The sequence below is a fragment of the Enterobacter cloacae complex sp. P14RS genome, from assembly GCF_014895895.1.
Classification (GTDB): Bacteria; Pseudomonadota; Gammaproteobacteria; order Enterobacterales; family Enterobacteriaceae; genus Enterobacter; species Enterobacter bugandensis.
Map to the genome: position 1 here is coordinate 186,815 of NZ_JADBQM010000006.1, position 18,911 is coordinate 205,725.

Consider the following 18,911-nt stretch of genomic DNA (forward strand, 5'->3'; position numbering starts at 1 on the left):
AGTGCAAAAGGTGCTGAAACGGTAAAGTTATTCTGTGACGAAGATCGATAATCCACGGGCATTCACCTTCCGGTCGTTGTTGTTATCACGCCTTGAATTTACAGTGTCCCAAAGATTTATTCTGACTTTAGCGGAGCAGTAGAAGAATGACAAAGTATGCTTTGGTAGGCGATGTGGGCGGCACGAACGCGCGTCTCGCATTATGCGATGTAAGTAGCGGTGAAATTTCCCGGGCGAAAACCTACTCAGGGCTGGATTATCCAAGCCTTGAGGCCGTTGTTCGCGTCTATCTGGAAGAGCATCAGGTGAGCGTCGAAGACGGCTGCATCGCCATTGCCTGCCCGATAACCGGCGACTGGGTCGCAATGACCAACCATACCTGGGCATTCTCCATCGCAGAGATGAAAAAGAATCTCGGTTTTGCGCATCTGGAAATCATCAACGACTTCACCGCGGTGTCCATGGCGATCCCGATGCTGAAGCCGGAGCACCTGATTCAGTTTGGCGGCGCTGAACCGGTCGAGGGCAAGCCGATTGCGGTTTACGGGGCCGGTACCGGCCTGGGCGTGTCGCACCTGGTGCATGTTGCTCAGCGCTGGGTGAGCCTGCCGGGTGAAGGCGGCCATGTGGACTTTGCGCCAAACAGCGAAGAAGAGGGCATTATCCTCGAAGAGTTACGCGCGGAAATCGGCCACGTTTCCGCCGAGCGCGTCCTGTCAGGGCCGGGGCTGGTAAACCTGTATCGTGCGATTGTGAAATCGGACGGTCGTCTGCCGGAAAACCTGCAGCCGAAAGACGTCACTGAACGCGCGCTGGCGGACAGCTGCATCGACTGCCGTCGCGCTCTTTCGCTGTTCTGCGTCATTATGGGACGGTTCGGCGGCAACCTGGCGCTGGCGCTGGGCACCTTTGGCGGGGTCTATATTGCGGGCGGGATCGTGCCGCGCTTCCTCGACTTCTTTAAAGCCTCCGGTTTCCGCGGCGGGTTTGAAGATAAAGGGCGTTTCAGAAGCTACGTACAGGACATTCCCGTTTATCTCATCGTGCATGATAACCCAGGCCTGCTGGGTTCGGGTGCCCATCTGCGTCAGGTTCTCGGTCAAATCCTCTGATGCATCATTACCCTCTCCCGAGGGAGAGGGCTCTTTCGTTACAGGTGCATCAGCTGGCGGAACTCTTTCACTTTGCTGCGGCTCACCGGCACCTGAAAATCCAAATCCTTCAGGCGCAAAATATAGGTGTTGTTAAACCACGGCTCGATCTCGCGGATCTTATTTAAATTGACGCAAAACGAACGGTGGCAGCGGAAAAAGTGGGCTGCCGGAAGCTTGCTGCAGAATTCGGTAATGTTCATCGCCATGACATACGATTCCCGCCGCGTATAGACAAACGTCATCTTTTCGTGCGCTTCGGCGTAGTAGATATCGTTGACCGGGGTCACGATGATGCGCTCATCTTTGACCAGATTAATGGTGTCGTTTTCCCGTATCGTCGGGCTGGCGGTAGCCGGAGCGCTTTGTTGCTGCCATGCGGCCTCCAGCTTTTGCAGCATGCTGACAATTCGCGACTCCTGGTAAGGCTTCAGAATATAGTCAAATGCCTCCAGCTCGAAGGCTTCTACGGCATGCTCTTTCCATGCGGTAACGAACACAATAAACGGCTTATGGGCAAACTGATTGATATTTTGCGCCAGCAGCACGCCGTCCAGCGAGGGAATATTGATATCCAGAAAAATCGCGTCAACCCGGTTATGCTGCAGAAACTTCAGCACGTCCAGACCATCATCAAACGTACCCACAATCTCCATCTGGCTGTGGGTTTTGATAAGCCAGGTTAGTTCCTGTTGGGCCAGGAATTCATCTTCAACGATGATGACTTTCATATTACTCACCCTGAGGTAATAAAGATGTCGCCGCATGAACAGGGGAGCGCTCATTCGGGACGTAAAAAGCGATTTCAGTGCCTGGTTCAAGACGATGAATATGCAGCCCGTCGCCGTAGAGAAGCTTGACTCTGTGGTGCACGTTCAGCAGCCCGATTTTATTCCCGGGCATCTCGTTAGACTCCACGCGCTCAATGACTTTTGGGTCAATCCCGTGGCCGGTATCGCGTACCGCAATTCGTACCCGGTTGCCGCTTTCGGTGATGCTGATGGTGACCACACCTTTGCCTTTACAGGGCTGAATACCGTGAACAATCGCGTTTTCAACCAGCGGCTGGATCAGCAGGCTCGGGATCACGCAGTTGACCTCTTCATCAATATCGTAAATCACCGTGAGCTTGTCGCCAAAGCGCGCCTGCTCAATCGCGATATAGTCTTTGATCTGATAAAGCTCTTTTTTAATATCGATCTGCTCGTCATCTTTCAGTTCGATGTTGTAGCGCAGATAGCGCGACAGGTTAAAAATCAGCTGGCGCGCGGTGTCCGGATTCAAACGAATGGAAGAGGAGATAGCGTTCAGCGCGTTAAACAGGAAATGGGGATTAATTTTGCTCTGCAGCGCGCGCAGCTCTGCCTTATTTGCCATCTCACGCAGCTGTTCTGCCCGGGAGACCTCAAGCTGAGTAGAGATAATCTGCGACAGGCCAATGGCCATCTCCTGCAGCGTGGAGGTGATCTGATGCGCGTGGCAGTAATAAATTTTCAGCGTGCCCGTCACAACGCCTTTTTCCCATAGCGGGATCACCAGCATCGAGTGAATTTCCGGCGTTCGGTGAGCTTCATCATTGTTTTTAATGATGATTTTTCCGTAGTTAATCGCCTGTCTGGTGGTCGGACTAATGGTGTCATCACTGTCGCGATAGTTGTGTTCTCCAACGCCTACGTAGGCCAGCACGTGGTCGATATTGGTGATGGCGACGGCGTCAGCGTGAATGTCGTGGCGGATAATCTCGCAGACCTGGCGCAGCGACTCCGCGTTAACGTGGCGAAAGAGCGGCAGCGTTTTGTTGGCAATATCCAGCGCCAGCTTGGCCTGACGGGCGGCGCTGGCCTCTTTTTCCCCTTCAACGCTCTGCACCAGCAGCACGATAAAACCGATGCAGACGCTGCCCAGGATCATAGGAATACCGATTTTCGAGACGATATCCAGCCCCAGCGCGGTGGTGGGGGCCCAGACGACGACCAGGATCATGGTCAGCGTTTCGCACACCATGCCCGCAGCAATCCCGGCGCGCCAGCGCTGTTTTTTGGGGATTTTGCGGCCGATCCAGCCGGAAAGCACCCCGGCGATAATGCTGGTGATAAAGCATGGCACTGCCGTTACGCCACCGATATCAATCAGGTAGCGATGGGTCCCGGCAATCACGCCGGTGATGACACCCACCCACGGGCCAAACAAAATTCCGCCGGACATGACGGCGATAATGCGCACGTTAACCAGCGAACCCTCTACCGGCACCCCGGACCAGGTGCTAAACAGTGCGAACAGAGAAAAGATGGCGGTAACGGCCAGCAGCTCTTTCGGCGAGTGTGCGGATTTATGCAAAAGCTCGCGAAACAGGCGAATGCGAATCAGGAAGAACAGGCAAATCAGCATTAATGCCGCACGGTCAAAAACCGCCAGCAGCATAGTGAATATCTCGTGCACGGAGCAGACCTGGGCAAACGGGAAAGAACCATGATAAAAAACCTGGGGCGTATTGACCAGCTATCCGTCGGGTTTATCAAATGAGGAAAAACCATATTTTACAAAGGGGATTGTCAGGTGAGGATTGATGCTACCCGATTTTTTCTCAGCGCCAAATCACCAGGTAACTGTTTTGATATCATTGTGTTAAATAACTGCTAACGGAAAGCCAATATCAGAACCCTGCTTCCACTTTCAGGCATTGCAGTATTCCGGTTTTCACGCGGGCGCTTTTTTTTCATTTCCCTCTCGACAGGGTGATTTTTTTCAGGTTATTTTCTAAGCACGCCACATCGGTGGCAGCGTCGCTCGGACGGTCCGGGCGCTAACGTTAATCTGAGGAATCTATGGCTGAATTCAGTCCTGAACGCCGTTTTACGCGTATCGATCGTCTCCCCCCTTATGTTTTCAATATCACTGCTGAACTGAAGATGGCTGCGCGTCGGCGCGGCGAAGATATTATCGATTTCAGCATGGGTAACCCTGACGGCCCAACGCCACCGCATATCGTTGAAAAGCTCTGCACGGTTGCCCAGCGCCCGGATACGCACGGCTACTCAACCTCGCGCGGTATTCCCAGGTTACGTCGCGCGATCTCGCGCTGGTATCAGGATCGTTATCAGGTTGATATCGATCCTGAAAGTGAGGCGATTGTCACCATCGGCTCGAAAGAAGGGCTGGCACATCTGATGCTGGCCACGCTGGATCACGGTGATACGGTGCTGGTACCCAATCCAAGTTACCCAATCCATATCTACGGCGCGGTGATTGCCGGGGCGCAGGTGCGCTCTGTTCCGCTGGTGGAAGGCGTCGATTTCTTTAACGAACTGGAACGTGCCATTCGCGAAAGCTACCCGAAACCCAAGATGATGATCCTCGGTTTCCCGTCGAACCCAACGGCCCAGTGCGTGGAGCTTGATTTCTTCGAGAAAGTTGTCGCTCTGGCCAAGCGTTATGACGTGCTGGTGGTTCATGATTTAGCCTACGCCGATATCGTCTATGACGGCTGGAAAGCCCCGTCGATAATGCAGGTTCCGGGCGCGCGTGACGTGGCGGTGGAGTTCTTTACCCTTTCGAAAAGCTACAACATGGCGGGCTGGCGTATTGGCTTTATGGTGGGTAACAAAACGCTGGTAAGTGCACTGGCGCGCATCAAGAGTTATCACGATTACGGTACCTTCACGCCGCTGCAGGTTGCCGCTATTGCCGCTCTGGAGGGCGATCAGCAGTGCGTTCACGACATTGCGGCTCAGTATAAACGCCGCCGCGACGTACTCGTAAAAGGGTTACATGAGGCTGGCTGGATGGTGGAGATGCCGAAAGCGTCCATGTACGTCTGGGCGAAAATTCCGGAACCGTACGCAGCGATGGGTTCGCTGGAGTTCGCTAAAAAGCTGCTGCAGGACGCGAAGGTGTGTGTGTCCCCGGGCATCGGCTTTGGTGATTATGGCGACACCCACGTGCGCTTTGCTTTAATCGAAAACAGCGACCGTATTCGTCAGGCGGTGAGGGGCATCAAGAGTATGTTCCGGGCCGATGGCCTGCTCTCGGCAAAGAGCGTTGCTGAAAACCCCGTGTCCTCATGACAAAAAAACAGGAGCCAAATGGCTCCTGTTTTTTTGACTGCATGTTCTCACTAGATCATCAGGGCAAAGGTTCCGGCCCAGACTAAAACGATCACCGAAATGCCCATAAAGAAATATTTCACGTTTCATCGCTCCGCGTATCTTGTGGTACGCATTTAAAAACAGAGTCCAACTGATTATAGAGAACTGAAATCCCGGCTAAACAGAAATGAGAATTTTCCCGTTACGCCGATGACTCCCGCTCAGAATTCTGTGCTTTCCTGGTGCCAGACGGCGCTAATGTACGCTTAAAAATGAGGGGTGACAAGAGGGATTTTTTTAAATAATTTCCGCCACTTACGAGTGTCGTGGAACGGCGACAGTTTGATTTCACAGCGCAATAAATTCACTTTGGGCGACGCCATCAAAGACGGTTTTGCAGTGAGATGACAGGTGATTGAAAAGGTTAGTTTCTTAGCGAAACTAACCTTCATGCAGGGCTTAAATATAGAGGGAGGCTTCGCCAAGAGGACGCGTTTTGAAACGGCGATGCATCCAGAGATATTGCTCCGGTGCGCGCATGATTTCAGTTTCGATGACCTTATTGATAAACGCTGCCGCTTCACACTCGTTTTCCGGATAGTTAGCCATTTCCGGAGAGATGTGCAGACGGTAGCCCGACTTATCCGCTTTTCTCACCATCGTCACGGTCAGCATGGAGGCACCTGACAAACGCGAGATGACGAAAGTCCCGTTGGTCGTCGCTACATCCTTCACGGCAAAGAAGGGGGCAAAGCTGCTGCCTTTACGTCCGTAATCCTGGTCAGGAGCGAACCAGACGGCCTCACCTTTCTTCAGGGCGCCAACCATACCGCGCAGGTTGTTACGGTTGATCATCGCTTTATTGGAGCGCATGCGGCCTCGCGTCTGAACCCACTCCATCAGTGCACTGTTGTGCGGTCTGTAGGTTGCCATCATTGGCTGACAAAGGCCCATCACGCGCCCGCCAAGCTCCAGGGACATAAAGTGCACGCCAACAACCATCACGCCGCGTTTTTGCAGCTGAGCGCGTTTAAGGTTGTCCAGTCCTTCTACATCAAACCATTTGCGGACGCGTTCATCCGGCCAGAACCAGGCCATGCCGGTTTCAAGCAGCGCCATGCCGATGGATTTAAAGTTTTCAGAGATCAGTTTTTCGCGCTCTTCAGCATTGTACTGAGGAAAGCAAAGCTCGATGTTTTTACGCGCGATAGATTCGCGACGCTTCAGGAAATAGCGGGATGCGCTGCCCAGTTTCGACCCCAGCATACGCAGCACAGGGTAGGGGAGCTGTACCAGCAGCCAGAGAACGCCAAGACCAAACCATGTAAACCAGTAACGCGGGTGTAAAAACGCGCGTTGAAATTTGGATTGAGACAAAATAGAGAAACCTATGTAGAGCCGGTGAAAGTAACGCTTAGTGCGATACCACGTGCCTATTAGACCGTAGTACAAGGTCATGGTTGCAGGCTTTACCGATCTTTACGGCGTTACCTGGCCATAGCTGACGTTGGGTGGGCGGTATAATGTAACACCGTTATACGATATGTGCTATTACTCGTTTTTGATTAAAAAAGCGACGATCCAGGAGGTGTTTGATTTTACAGATTTTATAAACAGCCGCATTGAGAGCATCCCTCCTTCTTGCGCGACGAGCAGAAGCCTCTGTGCAAGGATAAAGTCAATTCACGAGCAAGCACGGTATTAATGATTGACGACTCGTTAAGTATCCGGAAATGAATTTTTTACTACATATAATAAATAAGAATTTTCATAAGGAAAAATCTTATATATTATTCATGCCATCAATAAAATATTCACTTTTCATACTTCTTTCGTCTCTTCTTTTTTGCGTCCCTCAATAGCTTCTTTCAGTTAATTCATGCTTTTTTGACAAAGTGTCGTGATGCAAATCAAAATAAGTTGTTTTTATTAGTATCTCACTGGTTGCGATCCTTTTAACGATATAAATATTTGGTTTGCGCGAAAAGAGTAGTTCCTTTTTCTGCCTTGGCAGGGCATTACACAATAATAGTTTAGCAGAAAATTCTTAAGAAATTTCTCACTGCGTGTTAATGATCTGCGTATTTGATTTTGTGTCGATCATTATTCTATGATTGCGCATCAACGCGATACCGTGAAGTTGGCATAGCAAAACCAAAGAGGGATGATGAGATGGCTGACAGTTTTCAGAATGAAGTGCCTAAGGCACGTATTAACCTAAAGCTTGACCTGCATACTGGCGGAGCAAGCAAGAAAATGGAATTACCATTGAAATTGCTTGTTGCGGGTGATTTTAGTAATGGGCAGGACACGGCGCCAATATTTGAGCGCGAAAAGGTTAATATCACGAAGAACAATTTTGATAGCGTTCTTTCCGAATATTCCCCAAAAGTTAATCTGACCGTTAAAAATACGCTGGCTGATGATGGCGGTGAGGACAACATTCAGCTGACTTTCCAGAGCATGAAAGATTTCACGCCAGAGCAGGTGGCAGCTCAGATACCGCAACTGAAGGCGATGCTGGCGATGCGCAACTTGCTCCGTGATTTGAAAGCCAACCTTTTGGACAACCAGACTTTCCGAAAAGAGCTGGAAAAAATCGTTCTTGACCAGTCGCTTAGCGCTGAGTTGCGAAATGAATTATCCGCACTGGCGTCAAAAAAATCGTAACCATCAGGCTGTTTTAACGGATTAATCAAGGAATGCTCATGTCTGTACAAAATAATATTACTGGCGGTGAAAGCGTGGTGCTGGAGCGCCCAGCAGCGGGTGGGGTTTACGCTTCCCTGTTTGAGAAAATCAATCTGAGCCCGGTCTCTGAGCTGAGCGCGCTGGATATCTGGCAAGATGCGCAGGCGATGTCGGATGCCACCGCCGATGAACGTCTGACTGCAGGTATGCAGGTCTTTCTGGAGTGTCTGACCAAAGCAGGCTCGAAAGTCGAAAAACTGGATAAAAGCCTGATTGATCACCATATCGCTGAGCTTGATTTTCAGATCAGCCGCCAGCTGGACGCTGTAATGCACCATGATGAATTTCAGGCGGTTGAGAGCCTGTGGCGCGGTGTGAAGTCGCTGGTGGATAAAACCGATTTTCGCCAGAATGTGAAAATTGAGCTTCTGAGTATGTCTAAAGAAGACCTGCGCCAGGACTTTGAAGACTGTCCGGAGGTGATCCAGAGTGGTCTGTATAAACACACCTACATCGACGAATATGATACCCCGGGCGGCGAGCCGATTGCGGCGCTGATTTCCGCTTACGAGTTCGACGCTTCAGCGCAGGATGTCGCTCTGCTGCGCAATATCTCTAAAGTCTCTGCTGCGGCACATATGCCGTTTATCGGCTCGGCAGGCCCGAAATTCTTCCTCAAGGAGTCAATGGAAGACGTTGCGGCGATTAAAGATATTGGTAACTATTTTGACCGCGCCGAGTACATCAAGTGGAAATCGTTCCGCGATACGGACGACGCGCGCTACATCGGTCTGGTGATGCCCCGCGTACTGGGTCGTTTGCCGTATGGTCCGGATACCGTTCCGGTTCGCAGCTTCAATTATGTCGAAGAAGTCAAAGGTCCGGATCACGACAAATACCTGTGGACCAACGCATCGTTTGCTTTTGCGTCCAACATGGTGCGCAGCTTTATCAATAATGGCTGGTGTGTACAGATCCGTGGGCCACAGGCTGGTGGTGCGGTTCAGGACCTGCCTATCCATCTGTACGATCTCGGTACTGGCAATCAGGTAAAAATCCCGAGCGAAGTGATGATTCCTGAAACCCGTGAATTCGAATTCGCGAATCTGGGCTTCATTCCTTTGTCCTACTACAAAAACCGCGACTACGCCTGCTTCTTCTCGGCTAACTCCACGCAGAAACCGGCGCTGTATGACACCGCAGATGCAACGGCGAACAGCCGCATCAATGCGCGTCTTCCGTACATCTTCCTGCTGTCGCGTATCGCCCACTACCTGAAGCTGATTCAGCGCGAAAACATCGGAACCACTAAGGATCGCCGACTGCTTGAGCTGGAGCTGAACACCTGGGTCCGCAGTCTGGTGACCGAAATGACCGACCCGGGCGACGAGCTGCAGGCATCTCACCCACTGCGTGACGCGAAGGTAGTGGTGGAAGACATTGAGGACAACCCGGGCTTCTTCCGCGTGAAATTGTACGCTATCCCGCACTTCCAGGTGGAAGGGATGGACGTCAATTTGTCGCTTGTTTCACAGATGCCGAAAGCGAAAGCGTAAAAACAGGCAGGAAGCCGATGAAAACGGAACAACCGTTATGGGGTAGGGGCATTATGGTTTCTCCCCAGCATTTTCAGCAACAGGTCGCGTATGCGGCCTGGTCTGCCGAATGTATTGCCCGGCTGGGACTCATCTCCCCCTGGGGGGTCATTGACGCCACTTTCGAACCGGAATCTCTCAAGCTTGGACGTCTCCAGGCCCGTCATCTGCATGTCCGTTTTCAGGACGGAACGCTGATTGATACAGACAATGCAGATTCTCTGCCGCCTGTGTTGTCGCTTGAAAGTGAATCGCAGGAGGTGACGGTGATGCTGGCGCTTCCGCTACTGCGGGCGAATGGCGGTAACTGCCTTAAACCCGATGAAGTGGCCGAGCGCCCGGTGCGTTATCGCCAGCGCTGGCGGGATGTGCGCAATGCGTATGGAGAAGACACCCGTCAGATTGCGGTAATGCAGCCGGAACTGACCCTGCGTTTTGCGCATCAGAACAACAGCGATTATCTGACTTGTCCGGTCGCCCGGCTGGAGCAAGATTCGCAGGGTGCATGGCAATTAGATGAGACGTTTCTTCCTCCGCTGTTGACCATTCAAGGCAGCCGCTGGCTGGTGACGCAACTGGAACAGTTGATGACCCAGCTGCGGGCTCGTCTCTGTCGTTTGATGGCAATGCGGCGCGAAAGCAATGAGCGTATGGCTGACTTTGCCGTGGCTGATGTCTCTCTGTTCTGGCTGCTCAACGCGCTGAATAGCGCTGAGCCCGTACTGGGTCAGTTCCAGCGTAATCTGCAAAACCCGCCGGAACGTCTGTATCCGGAGCTTTCTCGCCTGGCGGGGAGCTTGCTGACATTTTCTCTGGAGCACCAGGTGAACGCCATTCCGGTCTGGCATCATGAGCAACTCAACGCGGTATTTCCGCCGTTGTTTGATTTACTTGGCGATCTGCTTGAAGCCAGTCTGCCGTCCCGCGTGGTGGCTCTGACGCTCGACTATGACCCACGACTGCACTTCTGGCAGGCTCGCCTGCATGACCCGCGTCTGCGCGAAGGAGCGGATTACTATCTTTCTGTACGGTCGCCGATACCGGTGGCGCAGTTGCAGGAACAGTTCCCGCGCCAGTGTAAGGTCGGCAGTCCTGACCATGTGCGTGGGATCGTCAACTCATCCCGCGTGGGTGTACCGCTGATGCCGCTGCGTCATGTGCCAGCCGCCATTCCGCTGCGCCTGGAAAATCAGTATTTCAGTCTCGACCTCTCGCATCCTTTGGCAGCCGAAATGCTCCAGAGCGGGACATGCATGTTTTACGTCCCGGGCATGCTTGGTGAGCCTGAACTTGAACTCTTTGCGGTACTGAGAACATGAGTGAGCGTAAACGCGGCATTGCCGTGCCTGTTGATATTGACGCACTGCTGCAGGATACCTGGCTTCAGGTCATCAGCCTTCGCCATGGCCCGCTGTTTCAGGAAGGTGAAGGTCGGGTCTTATGGGAACGCTGTATCGCTGATGTAGAGCGCGTTCAGCGTGAACTAAAAGCGAGTGAACTCGATGAAGCCAGCTGTAGGCATATCCTCACTGCACAATGTGCATTGCTTGATGAAGCGGTAAAAGGCCGCGGTGTAGAGGATGATGCCTGTGTGCAGTGGTATGACATTCCTTTGCAGGGACACTTCCTCGGCACGATGGACGCCGGTGACACCTTGTGTGACAGGATGCGCGATGTGCTGCGTGAACCTGCACCAGACAATGCCGTACTGACCTGCTTTCAGCGGGTAATGATGCTCGGTTTTCTGGGTAGTTACCGCTCGCTAAGCGATCCTGAGCGTCAGAAGCTGGTCAGCGCCCTCAATGAACGTGTTACGCCGTTCAGCTATCCGCAGACTCACCCTGTTCTGGCAGAGAATCGCACCGGACGGGGGACGGGAGGCTGGCTGGCGTCATGGCCCGCTCGTATCGGCCTGAGCGTGATTGTTCTTGCCGCGCTCTGGTGGGGACTGGATCAATGGCTCGATCAGATGCTGCTGACCCTGTTGCCGGGAGTCATAAAATGAGTCCTGTACAACAGCGCGGGCTTGCGCTGTGGGCCGCCCTGCTGAGTGCTGTGGTATGCCTGGCTTTTTTGCCGTTATCCCGGCTGGCTTCAGTGCTCGTTCTGCTGGCGATGATCGGGGTTATCGTCGCGTTCTGGTATATCGCCAGACCTCGTGCGGAGCATGACGCCAGCCTGCGTCTGGATGACCTTCCTGAAACCACTTACCGTCAACCTGTGGTGCTGGTTTGTGGTGATATGCCTCTGACCTGGCCGCAACAGTCACCGGTACTGACCGTCACGCAGGGATGCTGGATCCGCGTTGAGGATCATCAGGATCTGGAGCAGGTTGCCCGTCAGGTACTGTTGCAGCGCCCGGACTGGGGGCGTCAGCTGTCGGTGATGGTCAGTGTCTGTCCGCAGAAACACGTCGACAGCGAAGCCCTGACAAGTCGTCTGTTGGCTTTGCGCTGGCAAATTAGTCAGTTGCGTAAAGAAACGGGACATTCTGTGCCATTGATTCTAAATGGTCAGATTGGCAGTGCGATGACGGATGACATGCTCTGGCAGGCCGCTATTCCGGGTGAAGGGTGGACTGTCTGGCGTGAGTCGAATGCGCCTTGTTCAATTGCCGCATGGGTCACCACCGGCGGTGCGCCTGTGATGCAGCAGCAGGTGCTGATGAATAGCCTGATGAGTTGGTTCCATCAGCATGTCCAGGCGGTATTCATCGATGATAATCCTGATGTTCCGGCCATTGCACCTGCAGCAATGCTGTGGGGAATGGGGCCGATTCTTGCCGGAAGCCTTGCGTCATCGGCCTGGACGGCGTGGTTGTCGCGTCATACCGCCATGCAGCAGGTGTCTGGCTGGCACCCGGTGGGAACGGACAGTACGGTGATCTCCCCACTTCCGGATTTCATCCTGCCACAGCTACCGGAAGGGGGGGGACTCACTCCCCGTGCCCGGACCTGGCGCTGCGTCCTTGGCATTTTCACCCTGGCTGCTATCACCGCGCTGCTTTGTAGTGGCTGGAATAATCGCCAGCTATTGCATCGCGTGAGCTTCGATATTGTCCGTTACGATCGCATTTCTATGGATGACTACGGTCCGAAAGCCGACGCCGTTGCCGTCCTGCACAAGGATGCGGCATTGCTGGATGACCAGGCGCGTAACGGCGTACCGGCCCGATTAGGCCTGGGGCTTTATCAGGGGGAGCGACTCCGGATGCCGGTGCTGGAGGCCATCCGTTCGTATGTTCCTCCGCCCCCCAAACCTCAGCCGCAGCCCAAACCAGTACCGAAAATTGTGCGCCTCGACAGCATGTCGCTGTTCGATACCGGCAGATACGACCTTAAACCCGGTTCGACGAAGCTGCTGGTCAATTCCCTGGTCGGTATCAAAGCAAAACCGGGCTGGCTGATTGTTGTGTCAGGGCATACCGATAACACCGGCAATCCACTACTGAACCAGACGCTGTCCCTTAAACGTGCCGAAGCGGTACGCAACTGGATGCGTGACACCGGCGACGTGCCGGAAAGCTGTTTTGCGGTACAGGGCTATGGCGAAAGCCGTCCTGCCGCAACCAACGACACTCCGGAAGGGCGGGCGCTCAACCGTCGTGTCGAAATCAGTCTGGTACCGCAGGCCAATGCCTGTCAGATACCCGGCAAACACCCGGCGTCATCGCAGGATGATGGCGTCTCAGAAAATAAAACGGAGTAATTAACATGGCAATTCCTGTTTATCTTTGGCTGAAGGACGACGGCGGCGCGGACATTAAAGGGTCTGTGGACGTTCAGGATCGTGAAGGCAGCATCGAAGTGGTGGCACAGCAGCACAACCTGTACATCCCGACCGATAACAACACCGGCAAGCTGACCGGGACCCGTATCCACACGCCGTTCCTGTTCACTAAGGAAATCGACTCCTCCAGCCCGTACCTGTACAAGGCGGTGACCACGGGTCAGACCCTGAAATCCGCTGAGTTCAAGTGGTACAAAATCAACGATGCGGGCCAGGAAGTGGAGTACTTCAACACCAAACTTGAAAACGTCAAGGTGGTGAAAGTGAACCCGGTAATGCACGACATCAAGGATCCTTCTTTCGAGAAGCATAACCACCTTGAGCAGATCGAGCTGCGTTACGAAAAAATCACCTGGACCTACAAAGACGGCAACATCATTCATTCCGATTCCTGGAACGAACGCGCCACCGCGTAATCCTGATGCGGGCAGGTTTTTCCTGCCCGCAGTTTTTTGCTGAGCGCCTGCGACGCGGGCGCTCAGCAAAGAAAACACAACCTGCCTGCCTGACCTTATGCGCTTTGGTGAACAGCGAGGGGCGGTAGCGTGTCCAGGAACCGACAAAGAGAGAATCTCATGGAAAATCCAGCCATCCTGTTACGTCGTCTGAACCCTTACTGCGCCCGCGCGATGGAAGGGGCGGCATCGCTCTGCCAGACCCGTGCCCATGCCGAAATTCTGCCGGAGCACTGGCTGCTGAAGCTGCTGGAGCAAGGCGAGGGGGATCTCACTGTGCTGGCACGCCGCTACGAGTGGGATATGGATGGCATCTGGCAGGATCTGCTCGGCTGGCTGGATAAACAACCTCGCTCCGTGCGCCATCGGCCCCAGCTCTCAGAAGACATCCAGACTCTGATGCAGCAAGCCTGGCTACTGGCCTCACTCAATGGTGAAGAGCACATTCGCAGCGTCCATCTGCTGATGGCGCTGGTGGAAAAACCAAAACTGGCTCGATGTGACGGCCTCTGGCCGTTGTTAACGCTTGGCCAGAGCCAGCTGGAGCGCCTGAGACCGTTGCTGGATGCGCAATCGGATGAACGTCCGGAAATGCAGCATGAAGCTGAACTGGCACAGAGCCACGGTGGTGAGGTGGAGTTTGTCGGGCGTCCGGCTGGTGAGGAAATGGAAGAGGGGGAACTGAGTCCTGCGCTGCAGAACGCGCTGGATAAATTCACCCTCGATGTCACCGCCAAAGCGAAGGAAGGGAAGATCGATCCTGTATTTGGCCGTGACACAGAAATACGGCAGATGGTAGACATCCTTTCTCGTCGCCGCAAAAACAACCCGATTCTGGTCGGCGAGCCGGGCGTGGGGAAAACCGCACTGGTTGAAGGTCTGGCATTGCGTATTGCCGAGGGTAATGTGCCTGAATCCCTGAAAACGGTCACTCTGCGTACCCTCGACCTGGGCCTGCTACAGGCCGGCGCGGGCGTGAAAGGTGAGTTCGAACAGCGGCTGAAAAACGTCATCGACGCGGTGCAGCAATCCCCGTCCCCGGTCCTGCTGTTTATTGATGAAGCGCATACCATCATCGGCGCAGGCAACCAGGCAGGCGGCGCCGATGCAGCGAACCTGCTGAAACCAGCGCTGGCGCGTGGTGAACTGCGTACCATTGCGGCCACCACCTGGAGTGAGTACAAGCAGTACTTTGAACGCGATGCCGCACTGGAGCGCCGCTTCCAGATGGTCAAAGTGGACGAGCCGGATGACGACACCGCCTGTCTGATGCTCCGTGGTCTGAAATCCCGCTACGCCGAGCACCATAACGTGCACATTACCGACGATGCGGTGCGCGCGGCAGTTACGCTTTCTCGTCGCTATCTGACGGGCCGCCAGCTGCCGGACAAGGCGGTTGACCTGCTCGACACCGCCGCAGCGCGCGTCCGCATGAGCCTCGACACCGTGCCGGAGCAGCTGACCTGCATTCGCTCGCAGATCACCTCTCTTGAAATGGAGAAGCAGGCACTGCTGGAAGATATTGCTGTAGGCAATCAGAGCCATGGTGAACGCCTGACCGTCATTGAGCAGGAAGAGAACGATCTTATCGTTGCTCTCGACGAGCTTGAAACTCAATACGGGCAGGAACTGAAACTCACCGAACAACTGCTGGAAAGCCGCCAGGACATCTCCCGTCAAAGCGAGACGCACGCGCTGCAGCAGGAACTGCACGGCATGCAGCACAGCAACCCGCTGCTCTCGCTAGATGTGGATGTACGCACCGTTGCCAATGTGATTGCTGACTGGACAGGCGTTCCGCTGTCATCGCTGATGAAAGATGAGCAGACCGAACTGCTTACCCTGGAAGATGAAATTGGCAAACGTGTGGTCGGGCAGGATGTGGCGCTCGCGGCCATCGCGCAGCGCCTGCGTGCGGCAAAAACGGGTCTTACATCTGAGAATGGCCCTCAGGGCGTATTTCTGCTGGTGGGCCCGAGTGGGGTGGGGAAAACCGAAACCGCCCTGGCTCTGGCGGACGTGATGTATGGCGGTGAAAAATCACTGATTACCATCAACTTGTCCGAGTACCAGGAGCCTCATACTGTTTCCCAGCTGAAGGGCTCCCCTCCGGGCTACGTTGGCTACGGTCAGGGCGGCATTCTCACCGAAGCCGTGCGTAAGCGACCGTACAGCGTGGTGCTGCTCGATGAAGTCGAAAAAGCGCACCGCGACGTGATGAACCTGTTCTACCAGGTGTTCGACCGTGGCTTTATGCGCGACGGTGAAGGTCGTGAAGTCGACTTCCGCAACACCGTTATTCTGATGACCTCCAACCTCGGCAGCGACCACCTGATGCAGCTGCTGGACGAACAACCTGAATCCACCGAAGGCGATCTGCACGAACTGCTGCGCCCGATACTGCGTGACCACTTCCAGCCGGCGTTGCTGGCCCGCTTCCAGACCGTGATTTACCGCCCGCTGGCGGAAGCGGCCATGCGTACCATCGTGGAAATGAAGCTGTTACAGGTTAGCAAGCGCTTGTATCGCCACTACGGCCTGATCACGCAGATTAATGAGAGCCTGTATGACGCGCTGACCGCCGCCTGCCTGCTGCCGGATACCGGGGCGCGCAATATCGACAGCCTGCTGAATCAACAAATTCTGCCGGTGCTGAGCCAGCTGTTGCTGACCCGTATGGCCGACAGACAAAAACCACGGTCGTTACACCTGAGCTGGAGCGAAGAAGAGGGCATTGGCCTGGAATTTGACGTTCAGGAGGGAGTGGACGCATGAGTAATAATCCTCCGTTAAATTTCAGCCATAACCACCACCTGCTGGCGGTGAAAGGCTGTGAGTCCGCGCTCGACGTGCTGGCGTTTGAAGGCGATGAAGCCCTGAGCACACCGTTCCGCTACCGTATTGAATTCACCAGCGGTAACCACGCCATCAGCAAAGAGATGATGCTGATGAAAGGGGCTTCCCTGACGCTGCAGGCCCCGGTAGACCAGGGTTACGGCATCAGAGTGCAGCAGGCCGTGCGCACCCTTCAGGGGGTGGTGACCGGCTTTGAACGCCTCAGCACATCAAAAGACGAAACCCGTTATGCCCTGACGCTCCGGCCACGCCTGGCGCTGCTCGACCGCTCGCACCAGAACGCCATTTACCAGGACATGTCGGTCCCGCAAATCGTGGAAAAAATCTTGCGCGAACGTCACGGTATGCGCGGCCAGGATTTTCTGTTCTCGCTCACTAAAGAGTATCCGCGCCGTGAGCAGGTGATGCAGTACGGCGAGAATGACCTGCACTTCATCACCCGCCTGCTGGGTGAGGTCGGTATCTGGTTCCGCTTCACCACCGACACGCGCCTGAACATCGACGTGGTGGAGTTTTACGACAGCCAGCAGGGGTACGAGAAAGGCCTGACCCTGCCGTCGGTGCCGCCGTCAGGCCAGCACTCGCATGGCGTGGATTCGGTGTGGGGGATGGAGAGCCATCACAACGTGGTGCAGAAGCAGGTCAGCACCCGGGACTACAACTACCGTCAGGCTACAGAGGATATGAATACGCTGGTTGACGTCACCCGGGGGGACGCGACCACGTACGGAGAAGCGTATCACTATGCCGACAATTATCTGACGCCGGGTAGCGCGTATGAGCGTAATCCGGCACCCGAGTCCGGGGCGTTTTATGCCCGCATCCGGCACGAGCGCTACCTGAACGGCCAGACGCGGACCCGGGCCATCACCAGCAGTCCGGCGCTCTCTCCGGGGATGCTGCTCAAAGTCACCGGCGGGTATGAAGTGGCGGAGGTGTTTGCGCAGGGCGTGGTCATCACGGCGATGCAGACCCACGCGCGGCGGGATGAAGACTTCAGCCTTCGTTTTGACGGTATTCCGGACAGCCCGGATTTCAGCTTCCGCCCCGAGCCGGGAGAACGTCCGGTGATGGCCGGTACGCTGCCGGCCCGCGTCACCAGTACCACTGAAAATGACACATACGGCCATATCGATAAGGACGGGCGCTACCGCGTCAACATGCTGTTTGATCGTGACAGCTGGGAGACGGGATTCGAAAGCCTGTGGGTGCGCCAGTCACGCCCGTATGCCGGGGACACTTACGGCCTGCACCTGCCGCTGCTGGCGGGCACCGAGGTAGCGGTCGGCTTTGAGGACGGCAATCCGGACCGGCCGTACATTGCCGGCGTGCTGCATGACTCGGCGCACGGCGACCACGTCACTATCCAGAATTACAAACGCAACGTCCTGCGCACCCCGGCGAACAACAAAATCCGCCTCGATGATGAGCGCGGAAAAGAGCATATCAAGGTCAGCACGGAGTACGGTGGCAAGAGCCAGCTGAATCTGGGTCACCTGGTCGACAGCGAAAAACAGCAGCGCGGTGAGGGGTTTGAGCTCCGGACGGACAGCTGGGGTGCCATCCGTGCGCAGAAAGGGATATTCATTTCGGCGGACGGTCAGACGAAGGCGCAGGGCCAGGTGCTGGATATGGCAGCGGTTAAGCGCCAGCTATCCGACGCCCTGTCTTTGGCTGAATCACTCTCCAGTCTCCTGGAAACTGCAAATATCGATTCACTGGATAATGACACACAACAAAGTTTCTTACAGCAAAGTGTGGATACCCTGCAACAGCCTGTGATTGTGGCGGGTGCACCAGCGGGAATTGCACTTTCCACGCCTCAGCATATTCAGTTCAGTGCTAACCAGAATCAGATATTAACTGCAGGTGGGAATACGGAAATATCAGCGCTAGAACGTATTGCCTTAGTTGCTAAAAAAGCAGTGGTGGTGTTTGCACATGAGATGGGAATGAAACTGATTGCGGCGGCAGGGAAAATCGAAATGCAGGCCCAAACTGACGGGGTTGAAATTACAGCAGCGAAAGGATTAACCATTACCAGTACAGAAGATGAAATCCTTATCACGGCGAAAAAGAAAATTACCGTGCAGTGCGGTGGTTCTTATCTGACGATTGAACCGGCCAAAATTGAACACGGCACCAATGGTTGCTTTAAAGTAAAAAGTGCTGATTTTGACTATGCGGGACCAGCGAAACTGGATGTTCCCTATCCGAAATTTACCGCCTGCGAATCCATGGCTTCAGAAGCTTCAGGCAAGGGTGATGCGACCATACCGTTGAGCTAAG

14 protein-coding genes and 1 pseudogene are annotated in these 18,911 nt (G+C 54.5%); 11 read left to right on the plus strand and 4 right to left on the minus strand.

Annotation, left to right across the window (positions count from 1 at the left end):
• Positions 1-146: 146 nt before the first annotated feature.
• A complete protein-coding gene (gene glk / locus IM295_RS04885; protein ID WP_193066303.1) occupies positions 147-1,112 on the plus strand; it encodes a glucokinase in 966 nt (321 codons plus the stop codon).
• Positions 1,113-1,150: 38 nt separating this feature from the next.
• On the opposite strand, the gene IM295_RS04890 is transcribed toward glk, so the two are convergent.
• The gene (locus tag IM295_RS04890) at positions 1,151-1,882 is read right to left on the minus strand and encodes a LytTR family DNA-binding domain-containing protein (RefSeq protein ID WP_028013980.1); all 732 of its coding nucleotides are present in this window, start codon (positions 1,880-1,882) and stop codon (positions 1,151-1,153) included.
• A 1-nt stretch (position 1,883) separates the two neighbouring features.
• A complete protein-coding gene (locus IM295_RS04895) occupies positions 1,884-3,590 on the minus strand; it encodes a sensor histidine kinase (RefSeq protein WP_041908832.1) in 1,707 nt (568 codons plus the stop codon).
• A 386-nt stretch (positions 3,591-3,976) separates the two neighbouring features.
• Between IM295_RS04895 and alaC the strand changes: the two genes are divergently transcribed.
• Entirely contained in the window at positions 3,977-5,215 is a 1,239-nt protein-coding gene (alaC, locus tag IM295_RS04900) for an alanine transaminase (protein ID WP_028013978.1), read from the plus strand.
• A gap of 50 nt (positions 5,216-5,265) precedes the next feature.
• Here alaC and ypdK read toward each other — a convergent pair whose 3' ends face one another.
• On the minus strand, positions 5,266-5,337 hold the full coding sequence (gene ypdK, locus IM295_RS23275; RefSeq protein WP_099458937.1) for a membrane protein YpdK: 72 nt from the start codon (positions 5,335-5,337) through the stop codon (positions 5,266-5,268).
• 358 nt (positions 5,338-5,695) lie between these two features.
• Positions 5,696-6,616, minus strand: a complete 921-nt coding sequence (gene lpxP / locus IM295_RS04910) for a kdo(2)-lipid IV(A) palmitoleoyltransferase (protein ID WP_100169914.1) — start codon at positions 6,614-6,616, stop codon at positions 5,696-5,698.
• A gap of 792 nt (positions 6,617-7,408) precedes the next feature.
• On the opposite strand from lpxP, the gene tssB reads away from it, so the two are divergent.
• The 9 genes and pseudogenes from tssB to IM295_RS23280 all read left to right on the plus strand — a co-directional run bounded on the left by tssB (position 7,409) and on the right by IM295_RS23280 (position 18,910).
• Complete coding sequence (gene tssB / locus IM295_RS04915) at positions 7,409-7,906, plus strand: type VI secretion system contractile sheath small subunit (protein ID WP_041908834.1); 498 nt, start codon at positions 7,409-7,411, stop codon at positions 7,904-7,906.
• A gap of 32 nt (positions 7,907-7,938) precedes the next feature.
• Positions 7,939-9,483 carry a type VI secretion system contractile sheath large subunit gene (gene tssC, locus IM295_RS04920; protein WP_047368046.1) on the plus strand — a complete coding sequence of 515 codons (1,545 nt, stop codon included), beginning with the start codon at positions 7,939-7,941 and terminating at the stop codon, positions 9,481-9,483.
• A 17-nt stretch (positions 9,484-9,500) separates the two neighbouring features.
• Entirely contained in the window at positions 9,501-10,841 is a 1,341-nt protein-coding gene (gene tssK / locus IM295_RS04925) for a type VI secretion system baseplate subunit TssK (RefSeq protein WP_193066304.1), read from the plus strand.
• A complete protein-coding gene (gene tssL / locus IM295_RS04930; protein WP_193066305.1) occupies positions 10,838-11,527 on the plus strand; it encodes a type VI secretion system protein TssL, short form in 690 nt (229 codons plus the stop codon). The genes tssK and tssL overlap by 4 nt, the downstream gene beginning before the upstream one ends.
• Positions 11,524-13,230, plus strand: a complete 1,707-nt coding sequence (locus IM295_RS04935; protein WP_193066306.1) for an OmpA family protein — start codon at positions 11,524-11,526, stop codon at positions 13,228-13,230. The genes tssL and IM295_RS04935 overlap by 4 nt, the downstream gene beginning before the upstream one ends.
• Before the next feature lie 5 nt (positions 13,231-13,235).
• Positions 13,236-13,727: a type VI secretion system effector Hcp gene (gene hcp, locus IM295_RS04940; RefSeq protein WP_028019678.1), complete on the plus strand. Its 492-nt coding sequence runs from the start codon at positions 13,236-13,238 to the stop codon at positions 13,725-13,727.
• A gap of 159 nt (positions 13,728-13,886) precedes the next feature.
• Entirely contained in the window at positions 13,887-16,541 is a 2,655-nt protein-coding gene (tssH, locus tag IM295_RS04945; RefSeq protein WP_193066307.1) for a type VI secretion system ATPase TssH, read from the plus strand.
• Positions 16,538-18,257 (plus strand): annotated as a pseudogene (vgrG, locus tag IM295_RS04950) (type VI secretion system tip protein VgrG); the annotation flags it as partial. The gene tssH and the pseudogene vgrG, both read left to right, overlap by 4 nt.
• Positions 18,254-18,910, plus strand: coding sequence for a DUF2345 domain-containing protein (locus IM295_RS23280; RefSeq protein ID WP_370551798.1), 657 nt, complete (start codon positions 18,254-18,256; stop codon positions 18,908-18,910). The pseudogene vgrG and the gene IM295_RS23280, both read left to right, overlap by 4 nt.
• Position 18,911 lies beyond the last annotated feature (1 nt).

Coding starts and splice junctions, on each gene's coding strand:
- glk (WP_193066303.1), top strand. CDS start 147: ATGACAAAGTATGCTTTGGTAGGCGATGTGGGCGGCACGAACGCGCGT.
- tssH (WP_193066307.1), top strand. CDS start 13,887: ATGGAAAATCCAGCCATCCTGTTACGTCGTCTGAACCCTTACTGCGCC.
- tssL (WP_193066305.1), top strand. CDS start 10,838: ATGAGTGAGCGTAAACGCGGCATTGCCGTGCCTGTTGATATTGACGCA.
- IM295_RS04935 (WP_193066306.1), top strand. CDS start 11,524: ATGAGTCCTGTACAACAGCGCGGGCTTGCGCTGTGGGCCGCCCTGCTG.
- IM295_RS04890 (WP_028013980.1), bottom strand. CDS start 1,882: ATGAAAGTCATCATCGTTGAAGATGAATTCCTGGCCCAACAGGAACTA.
- tssK (WP_193066304.1), top strand. CDS start 9,501: ATGAAAACGGAACAACCGTTATGGGGTAGGGGCATTATGGTTTCTCCC.
- tssC (WP_047368046.1), top strand. CDS start 7,939: ATGCTCATGTCTGTACAAAATAATATTACTGGCGGTGAAAGCGTGGTG.
- hcp (WP_028019678.1), top strand. CDS start 13,236: ATGGCAATTCCTGTTTATCTTTGGCTGAAGGACGACGGCGGCGCGGAC.
- IM295_RS23280 (WP_370551798.1), top strand. CDS start 18,254: ATGGCAGCGGTTAAGCGCCAGCTATCCGACGCCCTGTCTTTGGCTGAA.
- tssB (WP_041908834.1), top strand. CDS start 7,409: ATGGCTGACAGTTTTCAGAATGAAGTGCCTAAGGCACGTATTAACCTA.
- alaC (WP_028013978.1), top strand. CDS start 3,977: ATGGCTGAATTCAGTCCTGAACGCCGTTTTACGCGTATCGATCGTCTC.